The organism is Caulobacter sp. 602-2 (assembly GCF_011043625.1).
Classification (GTDB): Bacteria; Pseudomonadota; Alphaproteobacteria; order Caulobacterales; family Caulobacteraceae; genus Caulobacter.
This window is the reverse complement of record NZ_JAAKGT010000018.1, coordinates 1-19,738: the sequence shown is the minus strand read 5'-3', so window position 1 is coordinate 19,738 and position 19,738 is coordinate 1. Positions and strand designations below refer to the sequence as shown.

The following is a 19,738-nucleotide window of genomic DNA, read 5'->3' as shown; positions in this document are numbered from 1 at the left end:
GCGTTCTGCTTCAAAGGAAGCGCGACAGATTTCCCGCTGATATCCCGATCCGCCGATAGACGTCGGTATACGATTGTAGCCAAATCATATTCCGCCGTTCCTGTAATTCATCGGAACGTTACAGAACTTTCACCTCACAATCACGAAACAAAGCCCGCCCATCCCTGCCCCACGGCGAAATTTTATTCCGCCTCCATGGCCTTGGCCGCGACGCCTTGGCGATTACTGGGGACTTTGAATGGCTAGAAATACCTATCTGCTGGGCGCTTCCGCGCTCGTCATCGCCATGACGACCGCGCCGATGCTGGCGCAGGCCCAGACGACCGACGACGCCTCCGCCGTCGAAGAAGTGGTGGTCACCGGCTCGCGCATCGCGCGCCGCGACTACGTCTCCAACAGCCCGATCGTCACGATGGGCCAGGAAGCGATCGAGAAGACCGGTTCGGTCACCGTCGACACCCTGCTCAACCAGATGCCCCAGTTCGTGCCGGCCGTGTCGTCGACCTCGAACAACCCGTCGAACGGCGGTCAGGCCAACATCGATCTGCGCGGTCTGGGGACCCAGCGCACGATGGTGCTGATCGACGGCCACCGCGTGGTTCCGTCCAACTCGGACGGCACCGTCGATGTCAACATCATCCCCTCGGCCCTGATCCAGAACATCGAGGTGATCTCGGGCGGCGCCTCGGCGACCTACGGCTCGGACGCCCTGTCGGGCGTGGTCAACTTCAAGCTCAACAAGAACTTCACCGGCCTGCAGATGGACGCCCAGTACGGCGTCACCGAGCAGGGCGACGGCAAGGAAAGCTCGCTGAGCCTGACCGCCGGCGGCAAGTACGCCGAGGACAAGGGCCACGCCGTGTTCTCGGTCAGCTACTCGCAGCGCGGCGAGGTCTATAACGCCGCCCGCGACTTCGCGAAGATCTCCGGCGCCTCGTCGACCACGCCGTACGGCCGTTATGACGCCACTGGCACCAACCTGCCGACCCAGGCCGCCATCGACGCCGTGTTCGCCAAGTACGGCTACGCCGCCGGCACCGTGAAGGCCTCGTCGAACCTGGGCTTCAACAACGACGGCACGCTGTTCTACAACGGCGTCAACTACACCGGCTCGGACGCGATCGACTACTCGACGATCCCGGTCAACGGCACCTACAACACCGGCGCCCTGAACCTGCTGCAACTGCCGCTGACCCGCTACTCGGCCTATGCGGCCACCGAGTACGAGGTCAACGAGCACGCCGAGGTCTACGGCTCGTTCAACTTCACCCACTACGACTCGCGCACCATCCTGGCGCCGTCGCCGGCCGCCACCACGACGGGCTTCACCGTGCCGGTGACCAACCCGTTCATCCCCGACGACCTGTCGACCATTCTGGCCAGCCGCGCCGACCCGACGGCCGACTTCCTGCTGCGCAAGCGTTTCACCGACGTCGGCGCCCGGATCTCGGAAACCACCTTCAACGTCTTCCAGCTGGCCGGCGGCGTGCGCGGCACGACCGGCTTCAAGGACTGGACCTACGACCTCTACGCCTCGTTCGGCCGCTCGGAGCAGAACGAGACCCAGTCGGGCAATGTCAGCCACTCGGCGGTCCAGACCCTGCTGGACGCGGCCGACGGCGGCGCCAGCATCTGCACCGGCGGCTACGATCCCTTCGGCAACAACGCCCTGTCGGATTCGTGCCGTTCGTACATCTCGCGCACGACCAAGAACTGGACCGCCGCCGAACAGCGCATGGTCGAGCTGAACTTCCAGGGCGGCCTGTTCAACCTGCCGGCCGGTGAAGTGCGCGGCGCCTGGGGCGCGGACTACAAGTTCGACAGCTTCCAGTACGTGCCCGACAGCCTGCTCTCGACCGGCGACGTCGTCGGCTTCAACGCCGCCGACGCGATCAACGCCTCGAGCGACGTCTACGAGCTGTACGGCGAAATCCTCGTGCCGGTCCTGAAGGACCTGCCGTTCATCAAGTCGCTGAACCTCGACGCCGGCTACCGCATGTCGGACTACGAGACCATCGGCACCGTCGGCGCCTACAAGGTCGACGGCGACTGGGAGGTCGTCGACGGCTTCCGCATCCGCGGCGGCTACCAGCGCGCCGTCCGCGCCCCGTCGATCGGCGAACTCTACTCGCCGCAGAACCAGGGCTATCCGTCGATCAGCGAAGACCCCTGCGCCTATGACAGCAGCTACCGGACCGGCTCCAACGCCGCCGCCGTCCGCACGCTCTGCCTGTCGCAAGGCGTGCCGTCGGCGATCATCGACAGCTACACCTACCCCAACAGCCAGGTGAACGCCCTGACCGGCGGCAACCCGGACCTGAAGGAAGAGACCGCCGACACCTACAACGTCGGCTTCGTCTGGAGCCCGCGCTTCGAGAACCCGCTGTTCGAGCGCCTGTCGCTGTCGGTCGACTACTACTCGATCGACATCAAGGACGCGATCGGCACCATCGACGCGGCCACCGTGCTGGACAAGTGCTACAACGGCGACGCCAACAGCGCCTACTATTGCAGCCTGTTCTCGCGCAACAGCTCGACGGGCGAGATCGACACCCTCACCCTGACCAACCTGAACCTGGCCCGCTACAAGACCACGGGCGTCGACTTCCAGGCGGACTGGGCCTTCGGCCTGGGCGCGGTCGGCCTCGACGACAAGTACGGTTCGCTGAAGTTCAACGTGGTGGGCAACTACCTCGACAGCTTCAAGGTCCAGAGCCTGGCCGGCGAAGCGTTCCAGGAGCTGAAGGGCACGATCGGCAACACCTCGATCAGCTCGGTCGCCGTCTCCCACCCCGAGTGGAAGTTCGCGGCCTCGGCCAGCTGGGTTCTGGGTCCGGTGGACCTGGGCGTGCGCTGGCGCCACATCGGCGACATGGTCGACGCCGCCGACGCTTCGGAGAAGATCGACGCCGTCGACTACCTCGACCTGAACGGCAGCTGGCAGATCAACGACACCTACGCGATCCGCGGCGGCGTCACGAACCTGACCGACAAGCAGCCGCCCTACTTCACCTCGTACGTGCAGGCCAACACCGATCCGTCGACCTACGACGTGCTCGGCCGCCGCTTCTACGTGGCGATCAAGGCCAAGTTCTAAGCCTTCGGGTCTAGGACGAGATCAGGCGGCGGGGTCGAAAGGCCCCGCCGCTTTTTCTTTGGGCGATCCCCCTCAGTCGCTCCGCGACAACTCCCCCAGAGGGGGAGCATCGTGGCGCTTAAGATCCTCCCCCTCTGGGGGAGGTGGCCCGAAGGACCGGAGGGGGCGTCACTTCGGCGGCGACTGGAACTTCTCGAACCAGGCCAGGATCGCCGAGGCCTTGGCGGCCGACTGCGAGGGGCGGACGGCCAGGCCGCCGTGGCTGGCGCCGGGCACCTTGACCAGCGCCGTCGGCACGCCGCGCAGCTGCAGGGCCTGGTAGTACTGCTCGGACTCGGCCACCGGCGTGCGCAGGTCCTGGTCGCCGACCACGACCAGGGTCGGCGTCTTGACGTTGCCCACCAGCGACAGCGGCGAGCGCGCCCAGTAGCCCTGCGGATCCTCCCACGGCATCTTGCCGAACCAGTACGAGGCCATGAAGCTGTAGGCGTCGGTGGTCAGCACCTGGCTGGACCAGTTGATCACCGGCTTCTGGGTGGCGGCCGCGGCGAAGCGATTGGTCTTGCCGACGATCCAGGCCGTCAGGGCGCCGCCGCCAGAACCGCCGGTCACGTAGAGCCGGTCGGTGTCGACGAAGCCCTTGGCGATGGCCGCGTCCACCGCACTCATCAGGTCGTCGTAGTCGTGGCTGGGATAGTTGCGGTCGATCTCGTTGGCGAAGGCCTCGCCGTACGACGTCGAGCCGCGCGGGTTGGCGTAGACCACCACGTAGCCGGCCGCCGCGTAGAGCTGGTTGTCGGTCGAGAAGCTGGGGCCATAGGCCGAGAACGGCCCGCCGTGGATCTCGAGGATCAGCGGATACTTCTTGGCCGGATCGAAGTTGGGCGGGGTGACGATCCAGGCGCCGATGTCCTTGCCGTCGAAGGACGACTTCACCGGCAGGGCCTCGACCTTGCCCAGGGTCTTGGCGCCCAGGAGGTCGGCGTTCAGGGCGGTCAGGCGCTTGGCCTCGCCGCCCTTCCTGGCGATGGCGATATCGGAGGGACGGATGGTCGAGCCCTGGGTGAAGGCCACCGCGCCGTCGCGCGCCACGCTGAACGCGCCGCCGCTGTAGGGGCGGTCGAGGCCGGCGCCGGTCAGGCCCGTAACCACCGTTTCCACCTTGCCCGACAGGTCTGCGCGGGCGACGCGGACCGAGCCGTTCTCGTCGTAGGAAACGTAGAGACCGCGGCCATCGGCCGACCACACCGGGTTGTCGATCGAGCGATCGAGATCGCCGGTCAGCACCCTGCTGTTTCCGCCGTCGATGTCCATCACGTAGAGGCGGGTGTTCTCGTAGCCCCGGCGGCGGGCGTCGTCATAGCCGACATAGGCCACCTGACGGCCGTCGGGCGACACCACCGGGTTGGCGTCCGGACCGACGCGGCTGGTCAGGACCTTCAGCGCGCCGTCGGCCAGGGTCAGGCGCCAGATCTCGGCCTCGGCCGGATTGCGCTCCCAGCCCTCGGCGCGGTTGGCCGAGAACAGCAGGTAGCGGCCGTCCTTGGTGAAGGACAGCGGACCCCGGTCGTCGAACTTGCCGAAGGTCAGCTGGCGCGGCGCGCCGCCTTCGGCCGAGATCGTGTAGATCTTCGAGAAGCCGGCTTTCAGCGTCCCCTCGCCGTCGCCACGGAAGGTGACGCGGGTCTCGACGGTCAGCGGCGGCGCCCACTTGGCGTTCTCGGGCTTGCCCTCGGGGGCCGAGCCCAGCTTGGCGCCGTCGTCGGCGGTCAGCATCGTGAAGGCGATGGTCTTGCCGTCGGGCGACCAGGTCAGGTCGCTGGGGGCCTCGACCAGCGTGGCCAGGCGCGCGGTGCGGCCGGTGGCGACCCACTGCACATAGAGCTGCGCGCCCGCGTCGGGCGTCACCAGCACATAGGCCAGGCGCTGGCCGTCCGGCGACCAGCGCGGCGACATGGCCGAGCCCTGCCCCGCCACCAGCGGCGTCTGGGCGCCGGTCTTCGTGTCGACCAGCCAAATCGAGCGCACCGCGCGGTCGACCATGATGTCGTTGGAGGCCCGGACATAGGCGATCAGGTCGCCGTCGGCACGGATCTGCGGATCGGAGGCGACTTCCAGGCCGAACAGGTCGCGGCCGGTGAACAGGGCCTGGGGCGCCTCGCGAACGGCGGCGACGCCGGCCATCGGGCTCGCCGCCGCCAGGGCCAGCAGCGAAACGAGCAGCAGTTTGGTGGGGCGGCGCATGGACGATCCTGGCGAAGCTTTCGAAAGAAGGGGTGGATACTGCCGCGCTCGCGGCCAGCGTCCACCCCTAATTCCGGTCCCCTTGGAAGGATCTTGCGCGGGAGCGCGCCATCCGTTTGTCATCCCGGCCGAAGGCGCAAGGCGCCGTAGAGCCGGGATCTCCCACGTTCAGGATATGGCCCCCGTGGGAGGTCCCGGCGCTCCGCTTCGCTACGGCCGGGATGACAATGGAGATAGAAGCCTACCCCGCCTTCAGCGCCAGCGAAGCCGGCTTCAGGCCGGGGGCCGAGGCCAGGACCCGCACTTCGCCGGCCTGGCCGCGTTTGGTGCGGACGATCGCCTGGGCCAGGCCGTTGAAGACCTTGCGCGAGCTTGCGACATCGCTCTCGTGGCTGGTCGGGTTGCCGTTGCCGACCCCGATAACCTCGCCCGGGCCGGTCACCGCGAAGGTGACCAGGTCCTCGGCCTTGGGCACGACGCGGCCCTTGGCGTCGACGACTTCGACCTTGAGGATGCCGACGTCCTGGCCGTCGGCCGCCAGGGCCGAGCGGTCGGTCGTCAGGCGCACGGCGGCGGCGGGACCGGCGGTCTCGCGACGTTGGCGCAGGATCACCTTGCCGTCCTTGTAGCCGTGAGCCTCGATCACGCCCGGCGCGTACGGCACCGACCATTCGACGTGGTGGTTGGCCTTCACCTCGCGCACGCCCTGGCTCTTGCCGTTCAAGAAGAGCTCGACCTTGTCGCAGTTGCTGTGAACCCAGACGGCGACCGGCTTTCCTTCCTGGCCTTCCCAGTTCCAGTGCGGGAACAGGTGCAGCAGCGGCTCCTTCCGCCACCAGGCGCGGTAGTAATAGTAGTTGTCCTTCGGGAAGCCGCAGGTGTCGAGCGCGCCGAAGTGCGAGCTGATGCTGGGCCAACGGTTGAAGGGGGTCGGCTCGCCGCGATAGTCGAAGCCGGTCCAGATGAAGCCGCCGGCCATCCACGGACGGTCAGCCGCGTGGCTCCACCACTTCTCGGCCGTGGTCGCCCACCAGGGGTGGTCGGTGTCGTAGGCCGGGACGTAGCTCTTGGCGTCGCTGCGCAGGTACTCGCCGCGCGTGGTGACCGTGCTGCCGCTCTCGCTGCCGATGATCGGCAGGTTCGGGAAGCGGGCGTGGAAGTCGTCCATCTTCTCGTGGCGGTAGTTGAAGCCGATGACGTCGAGCTCGGCGGTGATGCCGTCGCCAAAGCCCGAGTCCATGGCGGCGGTGACGCCGCGGGTCGGGTCGAGGCGGTTGACCAGGCGCTTCATGGTCTTGGCCACCTTGCGGCCGCGCGCCGTGCCCTGCTGCGGCTCTTCGTTGCCGATCGACCACAGGATGATGCAGGGGTGGTTGCGATCGCGGCGGATCAGCCGCTCCATCTCGTCCAGCGAAGTCGGGTCGCTGGACATCCGGCGGGTCTCGGCGATGAACAGCATGCCCAGGCGGTCGCAGGCGTCCATCAGCTCGGGCGTGGCCGGGTTGTGCGAGGCGCGATAGGCGTTGCAGCCCATCGACTGCAGTTGCTCGATCCGCCACGTCTGCAGGGTGTCGGGGATGCCCGCGCCGACGCCGGCGTGGTCCTGGTGGTTGCAGGTCCCCTGCAGCTTGACGTGCTTGTCGTTGAGGAACAGGCCCTCCTTCGGATCGAAGCGCACCGAGCGCACGCCGAACGGCGTGGCGTAGCGGTCGACCACCGCGCCGCCGACCTTCACCTCGGTGACCAGGGTATAGAGGTGCGGGTTCTCCAGCGACCACAGCACCGGATTGGCCAGGGTCACGGTCTGCGACAGCGACTGGCGCTGCCAGCCCGGCAGGCGGCCGGCGGCCGGGGCGACGGCCAGGGCCGGCTTGCCCGCGCCGTCGAGCACGGTGTGGACCAGCTCGAACGCAACGGCCTCGTCGCCTTCGTTGGCCAGATCCGTCTCGATCTCCAGCGTGCCGTCGACCTTGGACTTCACGAACACGCCCCACTGGGGCACGTGCACCGGCGCGGTCTTGACCAGCCAGACGTGGCGATAGATGCCCGCGCCCTCGTAGAACCAGCCTTCGCCCAGGCTGGCGTCGACGCGCACGGTGATCAGGTTGTCGCCGCCGACATTGGCGATGTCGGTGATGTCGACGCGGAAGCTGGCGTAGCCGCTTTCCTCGTGCTCGAGAACGTAGCCGTTCACCATCACCACGGCGTCGCGCATCACGCCGTCGAACTCGATCGACAGGCGCGTGCCCGGCTCAACGGCCGGGAGGGCGAAGGTCTTGCGGTACCAGCCGATGCTGTTCTGCGGGAACTCGCGGCCGATGGCCTTGTAGCCGTGGGCGGCGCGCAGGTCCTCGTCGTCGGGCTTGCCGCTGGGCTTGTAGTCGGGGTTGTTTTCGAACGGCAGGGTGACGGCCCAGTCGTGCGGCACGGTCACCGGCGTCCAGGCGCTGTCGTCGAAGGTCTTCTGGGCGGCGGCGGCCACCCACCAGTTGGGCGCGTCGGCGCCGGCCTTGGCGTAGGTGCGCTGGTTGGCGCCATAGCCGAAATCACGGGCGGGATCCTGGGCGTGGCCCAGGTGGAACTTCCAGTCGAAGTCCAGGCTGGTGCGCTCGCGCGGGCCCAGGTCAACGACGACGGGCGCGGCCTTCCTGGCGGGAGCTGCGGCGGGCTTTGCGGCGCGGGCGGAAGACGCGGCGGCGAAGGCGGCGACGCCAGCGGTGGCGGCCAGGGCTTGCCGGCGGCTGAACTCGACCATCGGGGACCTCTCGTAAGCAAAAGAAAGGGGGAGGAAACCGGCGAGGTTTCCTCCCCCAGCAAAGGATCGTCGGGGAGGAGTGACGTCCTAGGAAAAGCCCCCCTCGCCGAAGCGAGGGGGAGGATAGACGGATTTAGAACTTCACCGTGACGTCCATCAGGAAGCGACGACCATAGATGTCGTAGCGGCCCAGGCGGTTCTCGTCGCCGTCGCGGTAGGTGCGCATGGCGCGGTTGGTCAGATTGTTGGCCTGGAAGCGCACGCCGACCATGTCGTTGATCTGGTACGAGGTGCTGAAGTCCAGGGTCTTTTCAGTGCCCAGGGTCTGCAGTTCCGAGCCGTTCCAGCCGTAAATCACGGTCATCGGGCTGTGGTACTTGTAGCCCAGGCGCGCTTCGATCGGACCGTTGGAGTACCACAGGTCGACCGTCGCGGTGTGCTTGGCCAGGCCCGTCAGCGACAGCGGCTTGGTCGACGGCGTCATCTCGTTCAGGTCGGAGTCGACGAAGGCGTAGTTCGAGTAGATCCCGAACTTGTCGAAGCCCGACGGCAGGAAGAAGAACGGCGTCTGGAAGGTCGCCTCGACGCCCTGGATGTAGCCGCCGCCGCCGTTGACCGGCGTGGCCACGGCGTAGGTGGTGCCGTTGTAGGTTTCGGGCGTCTGGGTCCAGCCGATGTAGGTGTCGACGTCCTTGTAGTAGTAGGCCAGGGCCACCAGGGCTTCCGGACGGAAGTACCACTCGCCCGACAGGTCGAACTGGACGGCCTTGAACGGCTTCAGGTTCGGGTTGCCGCCCGAGCCGGTGTACGGCGCCCAGGTGCTGAGGGTCTTGCTGGCGCGCAGTTCGTCCAGCGGCGGACGGGCCACGACCTGGGCCAGGCCCACGCGCACGACCTTGCCGTCGCCGAAGTCGAACTTGGCGTTCGCCGAGGGCAGGACGTCGGTGTAGTCGTTGTCGACCGTCACGGCCGAGAAGGTGTTGGCGCCGGCGTTCTGGCGATAGCCGTCGCTGCTGGTCTTGGTGGTGACCACGCGCACGCCGACGTTACCCGTCAGCCACGAACCGGCGAAGCTGTCGGCGGCGAAGTTCAGCTTGGCGTAGGCCTCGCCGACCTTCTCGTTGACCTTCCAGCGCTGGGCCAGGTTGTCGCGGGCGTTGGCGTAGTTGAACGCGTTGTCGCCGTAGATCGCGCGTGCCACGGCGTCCAGGTCGCCGGTGATGATCCCCGGAACGTTGAAGCCGCCGATGTTGTACGAGGTGAGCAGGTTGGCCGGCACGGTGGTCGACTGCAGGCAGTTGCCCCACTCGTCCTGCAGGCTGGCGTCGTAGATGTTGCTCAGGTTGCCCGGGTTGGCGCAGACGAACCACTGGCCCTGGCTGTGGTCCTTGGTGCGGTCCGAAACGCGGAAGCCGAACTGCAGGCTCTTGAACGTGCCGCTCAGGTCGCGGGTGAAGTCCAGGGCGCCGGCGACGAGTTCGTCGTTCAGCTGCTCCAGGCCGTCGTTCTGGCCGCCGTTGTTGCCGGCCGAGCCGCTCTGCACCGTCTGGGCCAGCGAGATCGGATCCTGCGAGGCGGTCACGAACGGCTTGGCGCCGGCGCGGACGTCGTAGCTCAGCGACGAGGGCCAGCTGTCCATACGGACGGCGCGCCAGTTGTTCTCGCGCTCGGCCTTCGAGTACGAGATGTCGCCGGCGATGGTCCACAGGTCCTTGTTCCACTTGCCGTTCAGGCCGGTGGCGAACAGGGTCTTGTCTTCGGTGTAGCGAGCCAGGATCGAGGTGATCGAGCCGTACGGCAGGGTCGCGGCGACGACGGTGTTGTTTTCCAGCACGTAGGACGCGCCGGCGCCGTTGTAGTCGCCCCAGTTGCCGTTGTCCCAGTTGCCGCGGTTGCGGGCGTAGACGGCCTGGTCCTGGTCTTCGCGGATCTTGATGTTCGAGTAGAGGGCGTCGAACTTCAGTTCGAAGTTGTCGGTCGGCTTCCACTGCAGGCCGGTCGAGACGCCGTCACGCTTCTGCTCGAGCTTCTTGACTTCCAGCTGCAGGCCCCACGGGGTGGCGTCGGTCTTGCCGTCGCCGTTCAGGTCGCCGCTGAAGTCGCTGGCGCCGACGGGGGTGCGGATGTTGGAGTCGTTCCAGCCCCAGCCTTGGAACGATACATAGCCGTTCTTCTGCTTCTGCGAGGTCAGGCCCAGCACCATGGCCAGGTCGTCGTTGAACTTGTGCACGAACGAACCGCTGGCGCGGTAGCCGGTCTGGCCGTAGTCCGGGATGTCCTTGCCGCCGTCGTAGTAGACGGGGCCGGCGCGCAGCACGACCGACGGACCGCGGTAGTCCAGCGGGTCGATCGTCTGGATGTTGATGGTGGCCGCGACGCCGCCGGCGATCAGGTCGGCCGACTGCGACTTGTAGACCTGCACGCCCTGGACGACTTCCGAGGGATAGACTTCCCAGCGGACGTTGCGGTCGGGCTCGGACGAGGCGACTTCACGGTTGTTGATGGTGCCCAGCACGAGGCGGGCGCCGAGGCCGCGGACCACCGCCTGGCTGTCGTTGCCGCGGTCGCGGGTGGCGTTCACGCCAGGCAGGCGGGCGATCGACTCGGCGATCGTCACGTCGGGCAGCTGGCCGATGTCCTTGGCCGAGATCGCCTCGACCACCTTGTCGGAACCTTGCTTCACGCCCAGGGCGTCGCGCAGGCTCTTGCGCACGCCGGTGACGACGACTTCTTCGACCTGGGTGTCGGCAGCGGGAGCGGCGTCCTGCGCCCAGGCGGCGGACGAAACGGCGAGCAGGCTCAGACCGCTGGCGGCGGCGAGCAGCATGGATTGTCGGGTCATCTAGTTCCCCCAATTAGGACGCGACGCCTTCTGCGGGCGTGGCTGTCTTCTGGTTTTGTGGAGAGGACCGGCGTCAAACGGCCGGATCAGTGAGGCGCGACGGTCCGCGCCGAAAGGAGAGCCGCGCCTCTGACGGGCGCTGGCGCGCCGGCTCTGCGGACCGACACGCCAGTGCTATTTATCATATCAATCACATCTGACAAGTCGTCAGGGCTGGGCGGGCAACCGCACGGCGCTGGGCTTGGCCGAGATGGTCGCGCTGACGGCCGAAGCCTCGCCCACCGCTTCCGCCGTCGGGGCGGTCGCGACGGTCACCGCGGCGCCCGGCATCAGGCGCGTGCGGTAGACGAAGTCGGCGCCTTCGCGAACCATCGGACGCGGCCCGGCCCCGCCCAGGAAGTCGCCGTCGATGAACGCTGCGGGCTTGTCGCCGGCCGCCACCTTGAAGGTCGTCTCGACCGGCATGACGTAGGTGGTCGACAGCCACTTGATCCCTTGGACGGGCTGGCCCTTGAAGTCGAACAGGGTCGAGTTCTCCCAGTTCGAGCCCGTGCCCCAGCGGGTCTTGCACTTGGTCGAGACCCAGGCCGGCTCCCAGTAGAAGACGCCCGTGCCGCCGTTGGCGAACACCAGCTGGGTCAGGTCGATCAGGTACTTCTTCTGGCCTTCCTGAGTGGCCGGATAGCCCGGGATCAGCGAGTCCTCGCCCAGCAGGTTGGGCGAGCTGTCGGCGCCTTCGGTGGTGAAGGGATAGGACGTCTCGACCACCACCACGTCGGCCGCATAGGTGTGGCGCAGGCGGTTGATGGACTCGCCCAGCTGCGCCATCGAGCGCTTGGACCACTTGCTGTAGTAGCTGATGCCGATCATGTCGTAGTCGGTGACGCCGGCCTTGGCCGCGGCCGCGAACCAGTCCTCGACAGTGTCGGGCTGGGCGATGTGCAGCATCACTCGCGGGTTCTTCGAGCCCTTGGCGCCGGCGTCGCGCACGGCCTTGATGCCGGCGTTGAACAGCAGCGCGTTGCGCTCCCAGTTGATCGGGTCCTTGGCCTTTTCCAGCGTCGAGACGATCTCGCCGTTGGTCTCGTTGCCCACCTGCACCAGGTCGGGCATCAGGCCCTGCGCGTCGAGCTTGGTCAGGGTGTCGTAGGTGAAGGCGTAGAGGGCCTTGGCCTGGTCGGGCGTCGACAGCTTCTCCCAGGCCTTGGGGGCCAGCTGCTTCTCACCGTCGGCCCAGTCGTCCGAATAGTGGAAGTCGAGCAGCACCTGCAGGCCGGCGGCCTTGGCGCGCTTGATGCTCTTGGTGACGTCGGCGATGTTGGAATAGTTCGTCCACTTGGGGTCGTTCCACAGGCGGATGCGGGCGATGTTTGAGCCCGCGTCCTTGAAGAACTGGTACTGCTCGACGGTCTTGCCGCCGGAACGGTAGACGGCGCCGCAGTCGTCCATCTCGTTGGCGTAGGAGATGTCGACGCCGAGATAGGTCTTCGGCCCCTTGGCGGGTTCGGCCGCGACGGCGGCGGTGGAGGCCATCAGGCCGGCGATAAGCCCCAGGCCCAGCTTCCGAAGTTGTCCCGACATGGCGAATGCTCCCGTTCTGTCTTCCCGGCTGCGATGAAGGCCCGGCCGGGGTTTTCGGGGCGGAATATCTTCGTATTGATATTACAAATCAACCCTCGGAGCCGAGCGCGATCCTGACAAAGTTTTGCAGGGCGGGTGACGGTGTTTTCCCAATAACCAGGCTGAGTTGCGCGATCGGCGTTCCGCCGGCGATGGGCCGGAAGACCACGCCGTCGAGCGCCAGACGGGCCATCGAGACCGGTACGATCGACACGCCCAGCTCTGCCGCGACCAGCGCCACCAGCGACAGCATCTGCGGCGCCGGCTGGCCCAGGGTAGGCTCGAAGCCGGCCCGCCGGCAGGCCTCGACCGCGGCGTCGAAGACCGTCGGGCCCAGGCCGCGCGGCGTCAGGATGAAGGCCTCGCTCCGCAGGTCGTGCAGGTCGACCTCCTCGCCCGAAGCCGCCGGGTGCGAGGCTGGAAGCACGGCCACCATCTCCTCGCCGTCCAGGTCGTGCACCCGCAGGCCCGCAAGATCGACGGCCCCGGGCCGCAGGAAGGCCGCATCCAGCGCCCCCTGCGCAACCTCGGCCGCAAGGTGGGTGCTGTTGGTCTCGGCCAGCGACAGCTCCACGTCCGGATAGCGCCGGCGATAGGCGCGCACCGAGGCCTGCACCGCGCGATTGAGCACCGCCGAGCCGGTGAAGCCCAGGCGCAGCGAGCCGCTCTCGCCCCGCGCCGCCTTCTGCGCCAGGAGAGCGGCGGACCTGGCCTGATCGGGCATGTTGCGTACGGCGGCGTGAAACGCCCTGCCCGCCTCGGTCAGCTCGGCCCCGGTCGGCAGGCGCTTGAACAGGGTCACGCCCAGCTCGACCTCCAGGTCCTTGATCTGCTGGCTCAGCGGCGGCTGGCCGATGCCGATCCTGGCCGCCGCTCGCGTGAAGTGCCCTTCCTCGGCGACGGCCAGGAAGTAGCGGATGTGACGCAGCTCCACATCATCTCCAAAAGCTATCGAAAATCCGATCACCATATATTGGACTGTCAAAAGGCGCGGTTCTAGATCACCGTCATGACCGCCTGCGCCACCATCGTCGCCCCTGCCGCCAAGGATGCGGGACGCCTGCGCCGGATGTCGCTGGCGCTGTTCCTCGGCGGCTTCTCGACCTTCAGCCTGCTCTATTGCGTGCAGCCCCTGCTGCCGACCTTCGCCCGTTCCTTCGGCCTGTCGCCCGCCCACAGCGCCATGGCCCTGTCGCTAAGCACCGCCACCCTGGCGATCGCCATCCTGATGGCCGGCGGCGTGGCCCAGCGGCTGAACCTCAAGACGCTGATGTTCGGCTCGATGGTGCTGGCCGCCGCCTGCAACCTCGCCGCCGCCTTGGCTCCGAGCTGGCCGCTGCTGCTGGTCGCCCGCGCCGCCGAGGGCCTGCTGCTGGGCGGCGTGCCGGCCGTGGCCATGACCTATCTCGCCGAGGAGACGGAAGCCTCCGACCTGGCCGCCGCCATGGGCCTCTACGTCGCCGGCACGGCGTTCGGCGGCATGGCCGGCCGTGTCGGCATGGGCCTGCTGCTGGCGACCTTCGACTGGCGCATGGCCATGGCGGCCATCGGCGCCATCGACCTTATCGCCGCCCTCGCCTTCTTCGCCCTGCTGCCCAAGCCCCGCCATGTGCGCGCCCCCGCGCCCGAACACCTGTCCGATCGCCTCAGGACGTGGGGCCAGGCCTGGCGACGCCCCGGCCTGCCGGCCCTGTTCGGCCTGGGCTTCTGCCTGACCGGCGTGTTCGTGGCCCTGTTCAACTATGTCGAGTTCCGGCTGGAGGCCGCGCCCTACCACCTCAGCCAGACCCAGGTGGGCCTGATCTTTCTGGTCTACGCCTTCGGAGTATGGTCCTCGTCGACCGCCGGACGGCTGGCCGAGCGCCATGGCCGTCGCCGCCTGCTGCTGGTCGGCCTCGCTCTCATCCTGGCCGGGATCGTCCTGACCCTGCCGGCCAGCCTGGTTTCCGTCATCGCCGGGATCGCGCTGGTCACCACCGGCTTCTTCATCGCCCACGCGGTGGCCAGCGGCTGGGTCGGGCGGCTGGCCGGACCGGCCAAGAGCCAGTCGGCGGCGCTGTACCTGCTGTTCTATTATGCCGGTTCGAGCCTGGCCGGCGCGATCGGCGGGTGGTTCTGGCGACACGGCGCCTGGCCCGCCGTCGCCGGCTTCACCGCCGCTCTCGTCCTGGCCGGCGTAGCCCTGGCCCTGCGCATTCCCCGGGAAGACCCGTCATGACCGACCGCCAAGCCCTCGTCTTCCTGCCCGGCCTGCTGTGCGACGCCCGCCTATGGCGCGACCAGGCGGCGGACCTTTCGGATATCGCCGACCCGATCATCGCCGACCTGACCCTGGACGACAGCGTCGCGGCCATGGCCCGGCGCGTGCTGGCCGCCGCCCCCGAGCGCTTCGCCCTGGCCGGCCTCTCCATGGGCGGCTACGTCGCCTTCGAGATCCTGCGCCAAGCGCCGGAACGGGTCGCACGCCTTGCCCTGCTGGCCACCAGCGCCGCGCCCGACACGCCCGCCCGCGCCGAGAACCGCCGCCGCGCCATGGCCGCACTGGAGGTCGGCCGGTTCCTGGGCGTCACCCAGCGCATGCTGCCGCAACTGCTGCACGCCTCGCGCCTGGACGAGCCCCTGGGCGCCGAGGTCAAGGAAATGGCCGCCCGCGTCGGCGGCCCGGCCTTCCTGCGCCAGCAGCGCGCCATCCTTGGCCGGCCCGACTCCTGCCCGCTGCTGCCGTCGATCGCCATGCCGACCCTGGTGGCCGTCGGCGATTCCGACCAACTGACCCCGCCCGCCGAGTCCAGCGCGATCCACGAGGCGATCCACGGCTCGCGCCTGCACGTCTTCGAAGACTGCGGCCACCTGCCGGCCATGGAACGCCCCGACGAGACGACCGCGCTGCTGCGCGCCTGGCTGACGGAGACCTGAGATGCCGACGCAACGCCTGGCGGTCTACGGCTCGCTCGCTCCGGGCCGCCCAAACCACCATCACCTGGCGCCGCTGGGCGGAACCTGGACCGCCGGCGTGGTGCGCGGCCGCCTGGTCGCCGAAGGCTGGGGCGCGGCCATCGGCTTTCCCGGCCTCGTTCAGGATCCCGGCGGCGAGGCGATCGCTGTGCAGGTGCTGGAGAGCCAGGCGCTGGAAGCGCATTGGCCCCGGCTCGACGCCTTCGAGGGCGCCGGCTACCGCAGGGTAAGCATCACGGTCGAAACCGACGCTGGCCCGGTCGAGGCCTGGATCTACGTCCTGGCCTGACCTCTGCGCGGGCTCGTCATGCCACCGGTGGCAGCATCGACCGGCTCAATCCCCGAAAATCGTCGTTCGCAACCCTGCGTTCCACGAAAGTTCCCCTTTACGTAAGTCGCGAGGCGCCTGCCATCATCCCCCGCAACGATCAGCCGCGCAAAGCGGCGACGCTTTGAGGAGGATACGAGTATGGCGGACGCCGTAGCGACGTCAGGCGCAAAGAACGGAGAGACCGTTCAGCGCAAGGACGCCTTGGTCATCGGCGCGGCGTCGGTGGGCACGGTCTTCGAGTGGTACGACTTCTACCTGTACGGCTCCCTGGCCACCTACATCACCCACCACTTCTTCTCGGGCGTGAACGAGACCACGGGCTACATCTTCGCCCTGCTGGCCTTCGCGGCCGGGTTCGCCGTGCGTCCGTTCGGGGCGCTGGTGTTCGGGCGCCTGGGCGACCTGTGGGGCCGCAAGAACACCTTCCTCGTCACCATGCTCTTGATGGGCCTGTCGACCTTCGTGGTCGGCCTGCTGCCCAGCTACGAGCAGATCGGCGTCGCCGCCCCCATCGCGCTGGTCTTGATGCGCCTGCTGCAGGGCCTGGCGCTGGGCGGCGAGTACGGCGGCGCGGCCACCTATGTCGCCGAGCACGCCCCGCACGGGCGGCGCGGCTTCTACACCAGCTTCATCCAGATCACCGCGACCTTCGGCCTGTTCCTGAGCCTGGTGGTGATCCTGGCCACGCGCTCGACCGTCGGCGAAGACGCCTTCCAGGCCTTCGGCTGGCGCATTCCGTTCCTGATCTCGATCGCCCTCCTGGGCGTGTCGCTCTGGATCCGCCTGCAGCTGTCGGAAAGCCCCTCGTTCCAGAAGATGGTCAGCGAGGGCAAGGGCACCAAGCAGCCGCTGAAGGACAGCTTCGCCCGCTGGGGCAACCTGAAGATCGTGATCCTGGCCCTCGTGGGCCTGACCGCCGGCCAGGCCGTGGTCTGGTACACCGGCCAGTTCTACGCGCTGTTCTTCCTGGAGAAGATGCTCAAGGTCGACGGCGCGGTGGCCAACACCCTGGTGGCCGTCGCCCTGCTGATCGGCACGCCGTTCTTCGTGGTCTGCGGCTGGCTGTCGGACAAGATCGGCCGCAAGCCGATCATCATGCTGGGCTGCGCGCTCGCCGCCCTCACCTACTTCCCGCTCTTCAAGACCCTGACCGCCGCGGCCAACCCGCAGCTGGCCGCCGCCACGGCCTCGGCGCCGGTGACGGTGATCGCCGATCCGGCCGACTGCTCGTTCCAGTTCGATCCCGTCGGCAAGACGGTGTTCAACACCTCCTGCGACCTGGCCAAGTCTTACCTGGCCAAGGCCGGCGTCAGCTATGAGAACCAGCCCGTCGCCGCCGGCGAGATCGCCGAGGTCCGCATCGGCGAGACCACCCTGCCCTCGTTCCGCGGCGAGACGCTGTCGAAAGAGCAGTTCGCCGTCGAGAAGAAGGCCTGGGAAGCCAAGCTGGCGCAGGCCCTGAAGACCGCCGGCTATCCCGAGAAGGCCGACCCGGCCAAGATCAACAAGCCGCTGGTGATCTTCGTCCTCACCCTGCTGGTGATCTACGTCACCATGGTCTACGGCCCGGTGGCGGCCATGCTGGTCGAGCTGTTCCCGACCAACATCCGCTACACCTCGATGAGCCTGCCCTACCACATCGGCAACGGCTGGTTCGGCGGCTTCCTGCCGACCACGGCCTTCGCCATGGTCGCGGCCACCGGCAACATCTACTACGGCCTCTGGTATCCGATCGTCGTGGCGGCCGTGACCGCGATCATCGGCATGCTGTTCCTGAAGGAAACCAAGGACGTCGACATCGAGGCGTAACAACCTTGCGGGCGCTGTCTCTCGGCGACATCCTCTCGGGATGACCAGCCAAGAACAGCGCCTGCTCTCCGCCCTTGCTTGGATGTGCGCCCAATATCTTGAAGACCGTGATGGCGAACTCGACCATCTCAGCATGTCCGCCGGCGAACGCGCCATCGGGCTCCTCGTCGACTACGGCCTGATCGCACCGTCCGGGCGCGGCGGAGCCTGGACGGAAGCGGGCCAGGCCCTGCTAAACCATATCGACTGAAGCTTCCTATCCTCGCAGCGAGAACGGCACCCAGCGGCGGTCGTCCTCGAACACCTCAAAGGCCCGGTCCACCGGCGGGAAGGCCCGCTGCGAGCAGTCGTCGCGCTCGCAGATGCGGCAGCTGACGCCGATCGGCGCCGACGGCCCGGCCAGGTCCAACCCATCCGCATAGACAAGCTGGTCGGCGTAGCGGGCCTCGCAGCCCAGTCCCAGGGCATAGCGCCGCTCGGCCTGGCGATAGGCGCCCGACGGTTTCACCACACCGCGCGCGATGCAGACATAGCGCACCGCGTCGGGCATCTGCGCCAGTTGCACCAGCCAGGCGTCGGGCCGGGCGAAGGCGTCGTGCACGTTCCACAACGGGCAGGCTCCGCCGAAGCGGGCGAACTGCAGTCGCGTGGCGCTATGGCGCTTGGTGATGTTGCCGGCCCGGTCCAGCCGCACGAAGTAGAACGGCACGCCCCGCGCCCCCGGCCGCTGCAGCGTCGACAGCCGATGGAACACCTGCTCCAGGCTGGTCTGGAAGGTCAGGGCCAGGCGCTCGATGTCGTGCCGCGCCGCCCGCGCCGCCTCGCGAAACCGCTCGTAGGGCAGGACGAGCGCGCCGGCGGCGTAGTTCAGAAGGCCCGTGCGGCAGACCTTGGCGGCGCTGTCGCTGCGAAAGCCCGCCGCGGCCAGCTCGCTCTCGACGATGTCGGGCAGGGTCAGGGCGGCGATCTGGTAGGCCAGCTGGAAGCTGCGGGTCGCCTCGGGATGGGCCGCCCCGATAGTTACGGTGCGCGATGCGGCATCCCAGTGACGCAGCAGGTCCGGCTCGTCGCCGCGCACCACCCGCACGCCCAGGCGGTCGGCGAGATACGCCTCCAGCGCCCGCTCGCCGCCCCCGCCGATCTCGACCGCCAGGGCCTCTGCGGCGACGTCCAGACTGTGGATGTAGTTGTTCTTGTAGTGGAAGAAGTCGCGGACCTCTTCGTAGGGCAACAGCGCGCTGGCCGCCCCGCGCTCGTCCAGCGACACGGCCTCCTCGGTCGCCTTCAGCCGTTCGTCCAGCCGGCGATAGGCGCGGTGCAGGTCGAGATACGCCTTGGCGAGGTTCGGCGTGTTGGCCACCGCCGCCTTGATCTCCGACAGGGCCGGCGCCTCGCCGCCCACCGGAGCATCCGCCGTGGCCTCGCGCAGGTCAGCGATCAGCCGCTGGTCGTCGGCGGCGTCCAGCGAGGCGGCGTCCACCTCGAACACCCGCATCACGTCGATCAGCACCCGGGCGGTGACCGGTCGCTGATTGGCCTCGATCTGCGACAGGTAGCTGGCCGACAGGCCAAGCTGCGCGGCGCAGGCCTCCAGCTTCCAGCCCTTGGCCTGGCGCAACAGCCGCAGGCGCGGCCCGATGAACAGCTTCTCTCCCATTTCGCAACTTTGCTATTTCACAAGATGCAAGTTCGCAAGCCCTCGCCACAGCCTCAATTTCCTTGAGACCGGCGCCCGAAGCCACGCAAAATCTCTTCTTTGCGACGTTCACAGCTCGGTCGGAGTAAGCCTTGCAACACATCCTGGAAGAGCTGGAGCGGCGTCGCGAGCAGGCGCGAGCGGGCGGCGGCGAGAAGCGGGTGGCGAGCCAGCATGCCAAGGGCAAGCTGACGGCGCGCGAGCGGATCGACCTGTTGCTGGACGAAGGCTCGTTCGAGGAGTTCGACATGTTCGTCGAGCACCGGGGAACCGAGTTCGGCATGGCCGACCAGAAGGTGCCCGGCGACGGGGTGGTCACCGGCTGGGGCACGATCAACGGCAAGGTCGTCTACGTCTTCTCCAAGGACTTCACGGTGTTCGGCGGCAGC

At 67.9% G+C, this 19,738-nt stretch carries 13 protein-coding genes; 7 read left to right on the top strand and 6 right to left on the bottom strand.

Annotated features, from left to right (window positions below):
* The first annotated feature begins 238 nt into the window (after positions 1-238).
* Positions 239-3,097, top strand: coding sequence for a TonB-dependent receptor (locus G5B46_RS22930; protein WP_165262832.1), 2,859 nt, complete (start codon positions 239-241; stop codon positions 3,095-3,097).
* A gap of 168 nt (positions 3,098-3,265) precedes the next feature.
* Here G5B46_RS22930 and G5B46_RS22925 read toward each other — a convergent pair whose 3' ends face one another.
* From G5B46_RS22925 to G5B46_RS22905, 5 genes are all read right to left on the bottom strand, one after another.
* Entirely contained in the window at positions 3,266-5,341 is a 2,076-nt protein-coding gene (locus tag G5B46_RS22925) for a S9 family peptidase (protein ID WP_165262830.1), read from the bottom strand.
* A gap of 241 nt (positions 5,342-5,582) precedes the next feature.
* Positions 5,583-8,096 (bottom strand): beta-galactosidase GalA, encoded by a 2,514-nt coding sequence (galA, locus tag G5B46_RS22920; protein ID WP_165262828.1) that lies wholly within the window; start codon positions 8,094-8,096, stop codon positions 5,583-5,585.
* Between the two features lie 133 nt (positions 8,097-8,229).
* Entirely contained in the window at positions 8,230-10,938 is a 2,709-nt protein-coding gene (locus tag G5B46_RS22915; RefSeq protein ID WP_165262826.1) for a TonB-dependent receptor, read from the bottom strand.
* A 207-nt stretch (positions 10,939-11,145) separates the two neighbouring features.
* Positions 11,146-12,519: an arabinogalactan endo-1,4-beta-galactosidase gene (locus G5B46_RS22910; protein WP_240903623.1), complete on the bottom strand. Its 1,374-nt coding sequence runs from the start codon at positions 12,517-12,519 to the stop codon at positions 11,146-11,148.
* Between the two features lie 88 nt (positions 12,520-12,607).
* The gene (locus G5B46_RS22905; protein ID WP_165262824.1) at positions 12,608-13,492 is read right to left on the bottom strand and encodes a LysR family transcriptional regulator; all 885 of its coding nucleotides are present in this window, start codon (positions 13,490-13,492) and stop codon (positions 12,608-12,610) included.
* Positions 13,493-13,567: 75 nt separating this feature from the next.
* Here G5B46_RS22905 and G5B46_RS22900 point away from each other — a divergent pair, with 75 nt between their 5' ends.
* The 5 genes from G5B46_RS22900 (at position 13,568) to G5B46_RS22880 (ending at position 17,903) form a co-directional block, all read left to right on the top strand.
* Positions 13,568-14,776: an MFS transporter gene (locus G5B46_RS22900; RefSeq protein WP_165262822.1), complete on the top strand. Its 1,209-nt coding sequence runs from the start codon at positions 13,568-13,570 to the stop codon at positions 14,774-14,776.
* On the top strand, positions 14,773-15,474 hold the full coding sequence (locus G5B46_RS22895; protein ID WP_165262820.1) for an alpha/beta fold hydrolase: 702 nt from the start codon (positions 14,773-14,775) through the stop codon (positions 15,472-15,474). The genes G5B46_RS22900 and G5B46_RS22895 overlap by 4 nt, the downstream gene beginning before the upstream one ends.
* 1 nt (position 15,475) lies before the next feature.
* Positions 15,476-15,802 (top strand): gamma-glutamylcyclotransferase, encoded by a 327-nt coding sequence (locus tag G5B46_RS22890; RefSeq protein WP_165262818.1) that lies wholly within the window; start codon positions 15,476-15,478, stop codon positions 15,800-15,802.
* 180 nt (positions 15,803-15,982) lie between these two features.
* On the top strand, positions 15,983-17,653 hold the full coding sequence (locus G5B46_RS22885; RefSeq protein ID WP_165262816.1) for an MFS transporter: 1,671 nt from the start codon (positions 15,983-15,985) through the stop codon (positions 17,651-17,653).
* 40 nt (positions 17,654-17,693) lie between these two features.
* Positions 17,694-17,903, top strand: coding sequence for a hypothetical protein (locus G5B46_RS22880; RefSeq protein ID WP_165262814.1), 210 nt, complete (start codon positions 17,694-17,696; stop codon positions 17,901-17,903).
* A 6-nt stretch (positions 17,904-17,909) separates the two neighbouring features.
* On the opposite strand, the gene G5B46_RS22875 is transcribed toward G5B46_RS22880, so the two are convergent.
* Positions 17,910-19,310 carry a short-chain fatty acyl-CoA regulator family protein gene (locus G5B46_RS22875; protein ID WP_165262812.1) on the bottom strand — a complete coding sequence of 467 codons (1,401 nt, stop codon included), beginning with the start codon at positions 19,308-19,310 and terminating at the stop codon, positions 17,910-17,912.
* Positions 19,311-19,441: 131 nt separating this feature from the next.
* Here G5B46_RS22875 and G5B46_RS22870 point away from each other — a divergent pair.
* Positions 19,442-19,738: carboxyl transferase domain-containing protein (locus tag G5B46_RS22870; RefSeq protein ID WP_276611627.1), on the top strand; the 297-nt coding region annotated here is incomplete at its 3' end.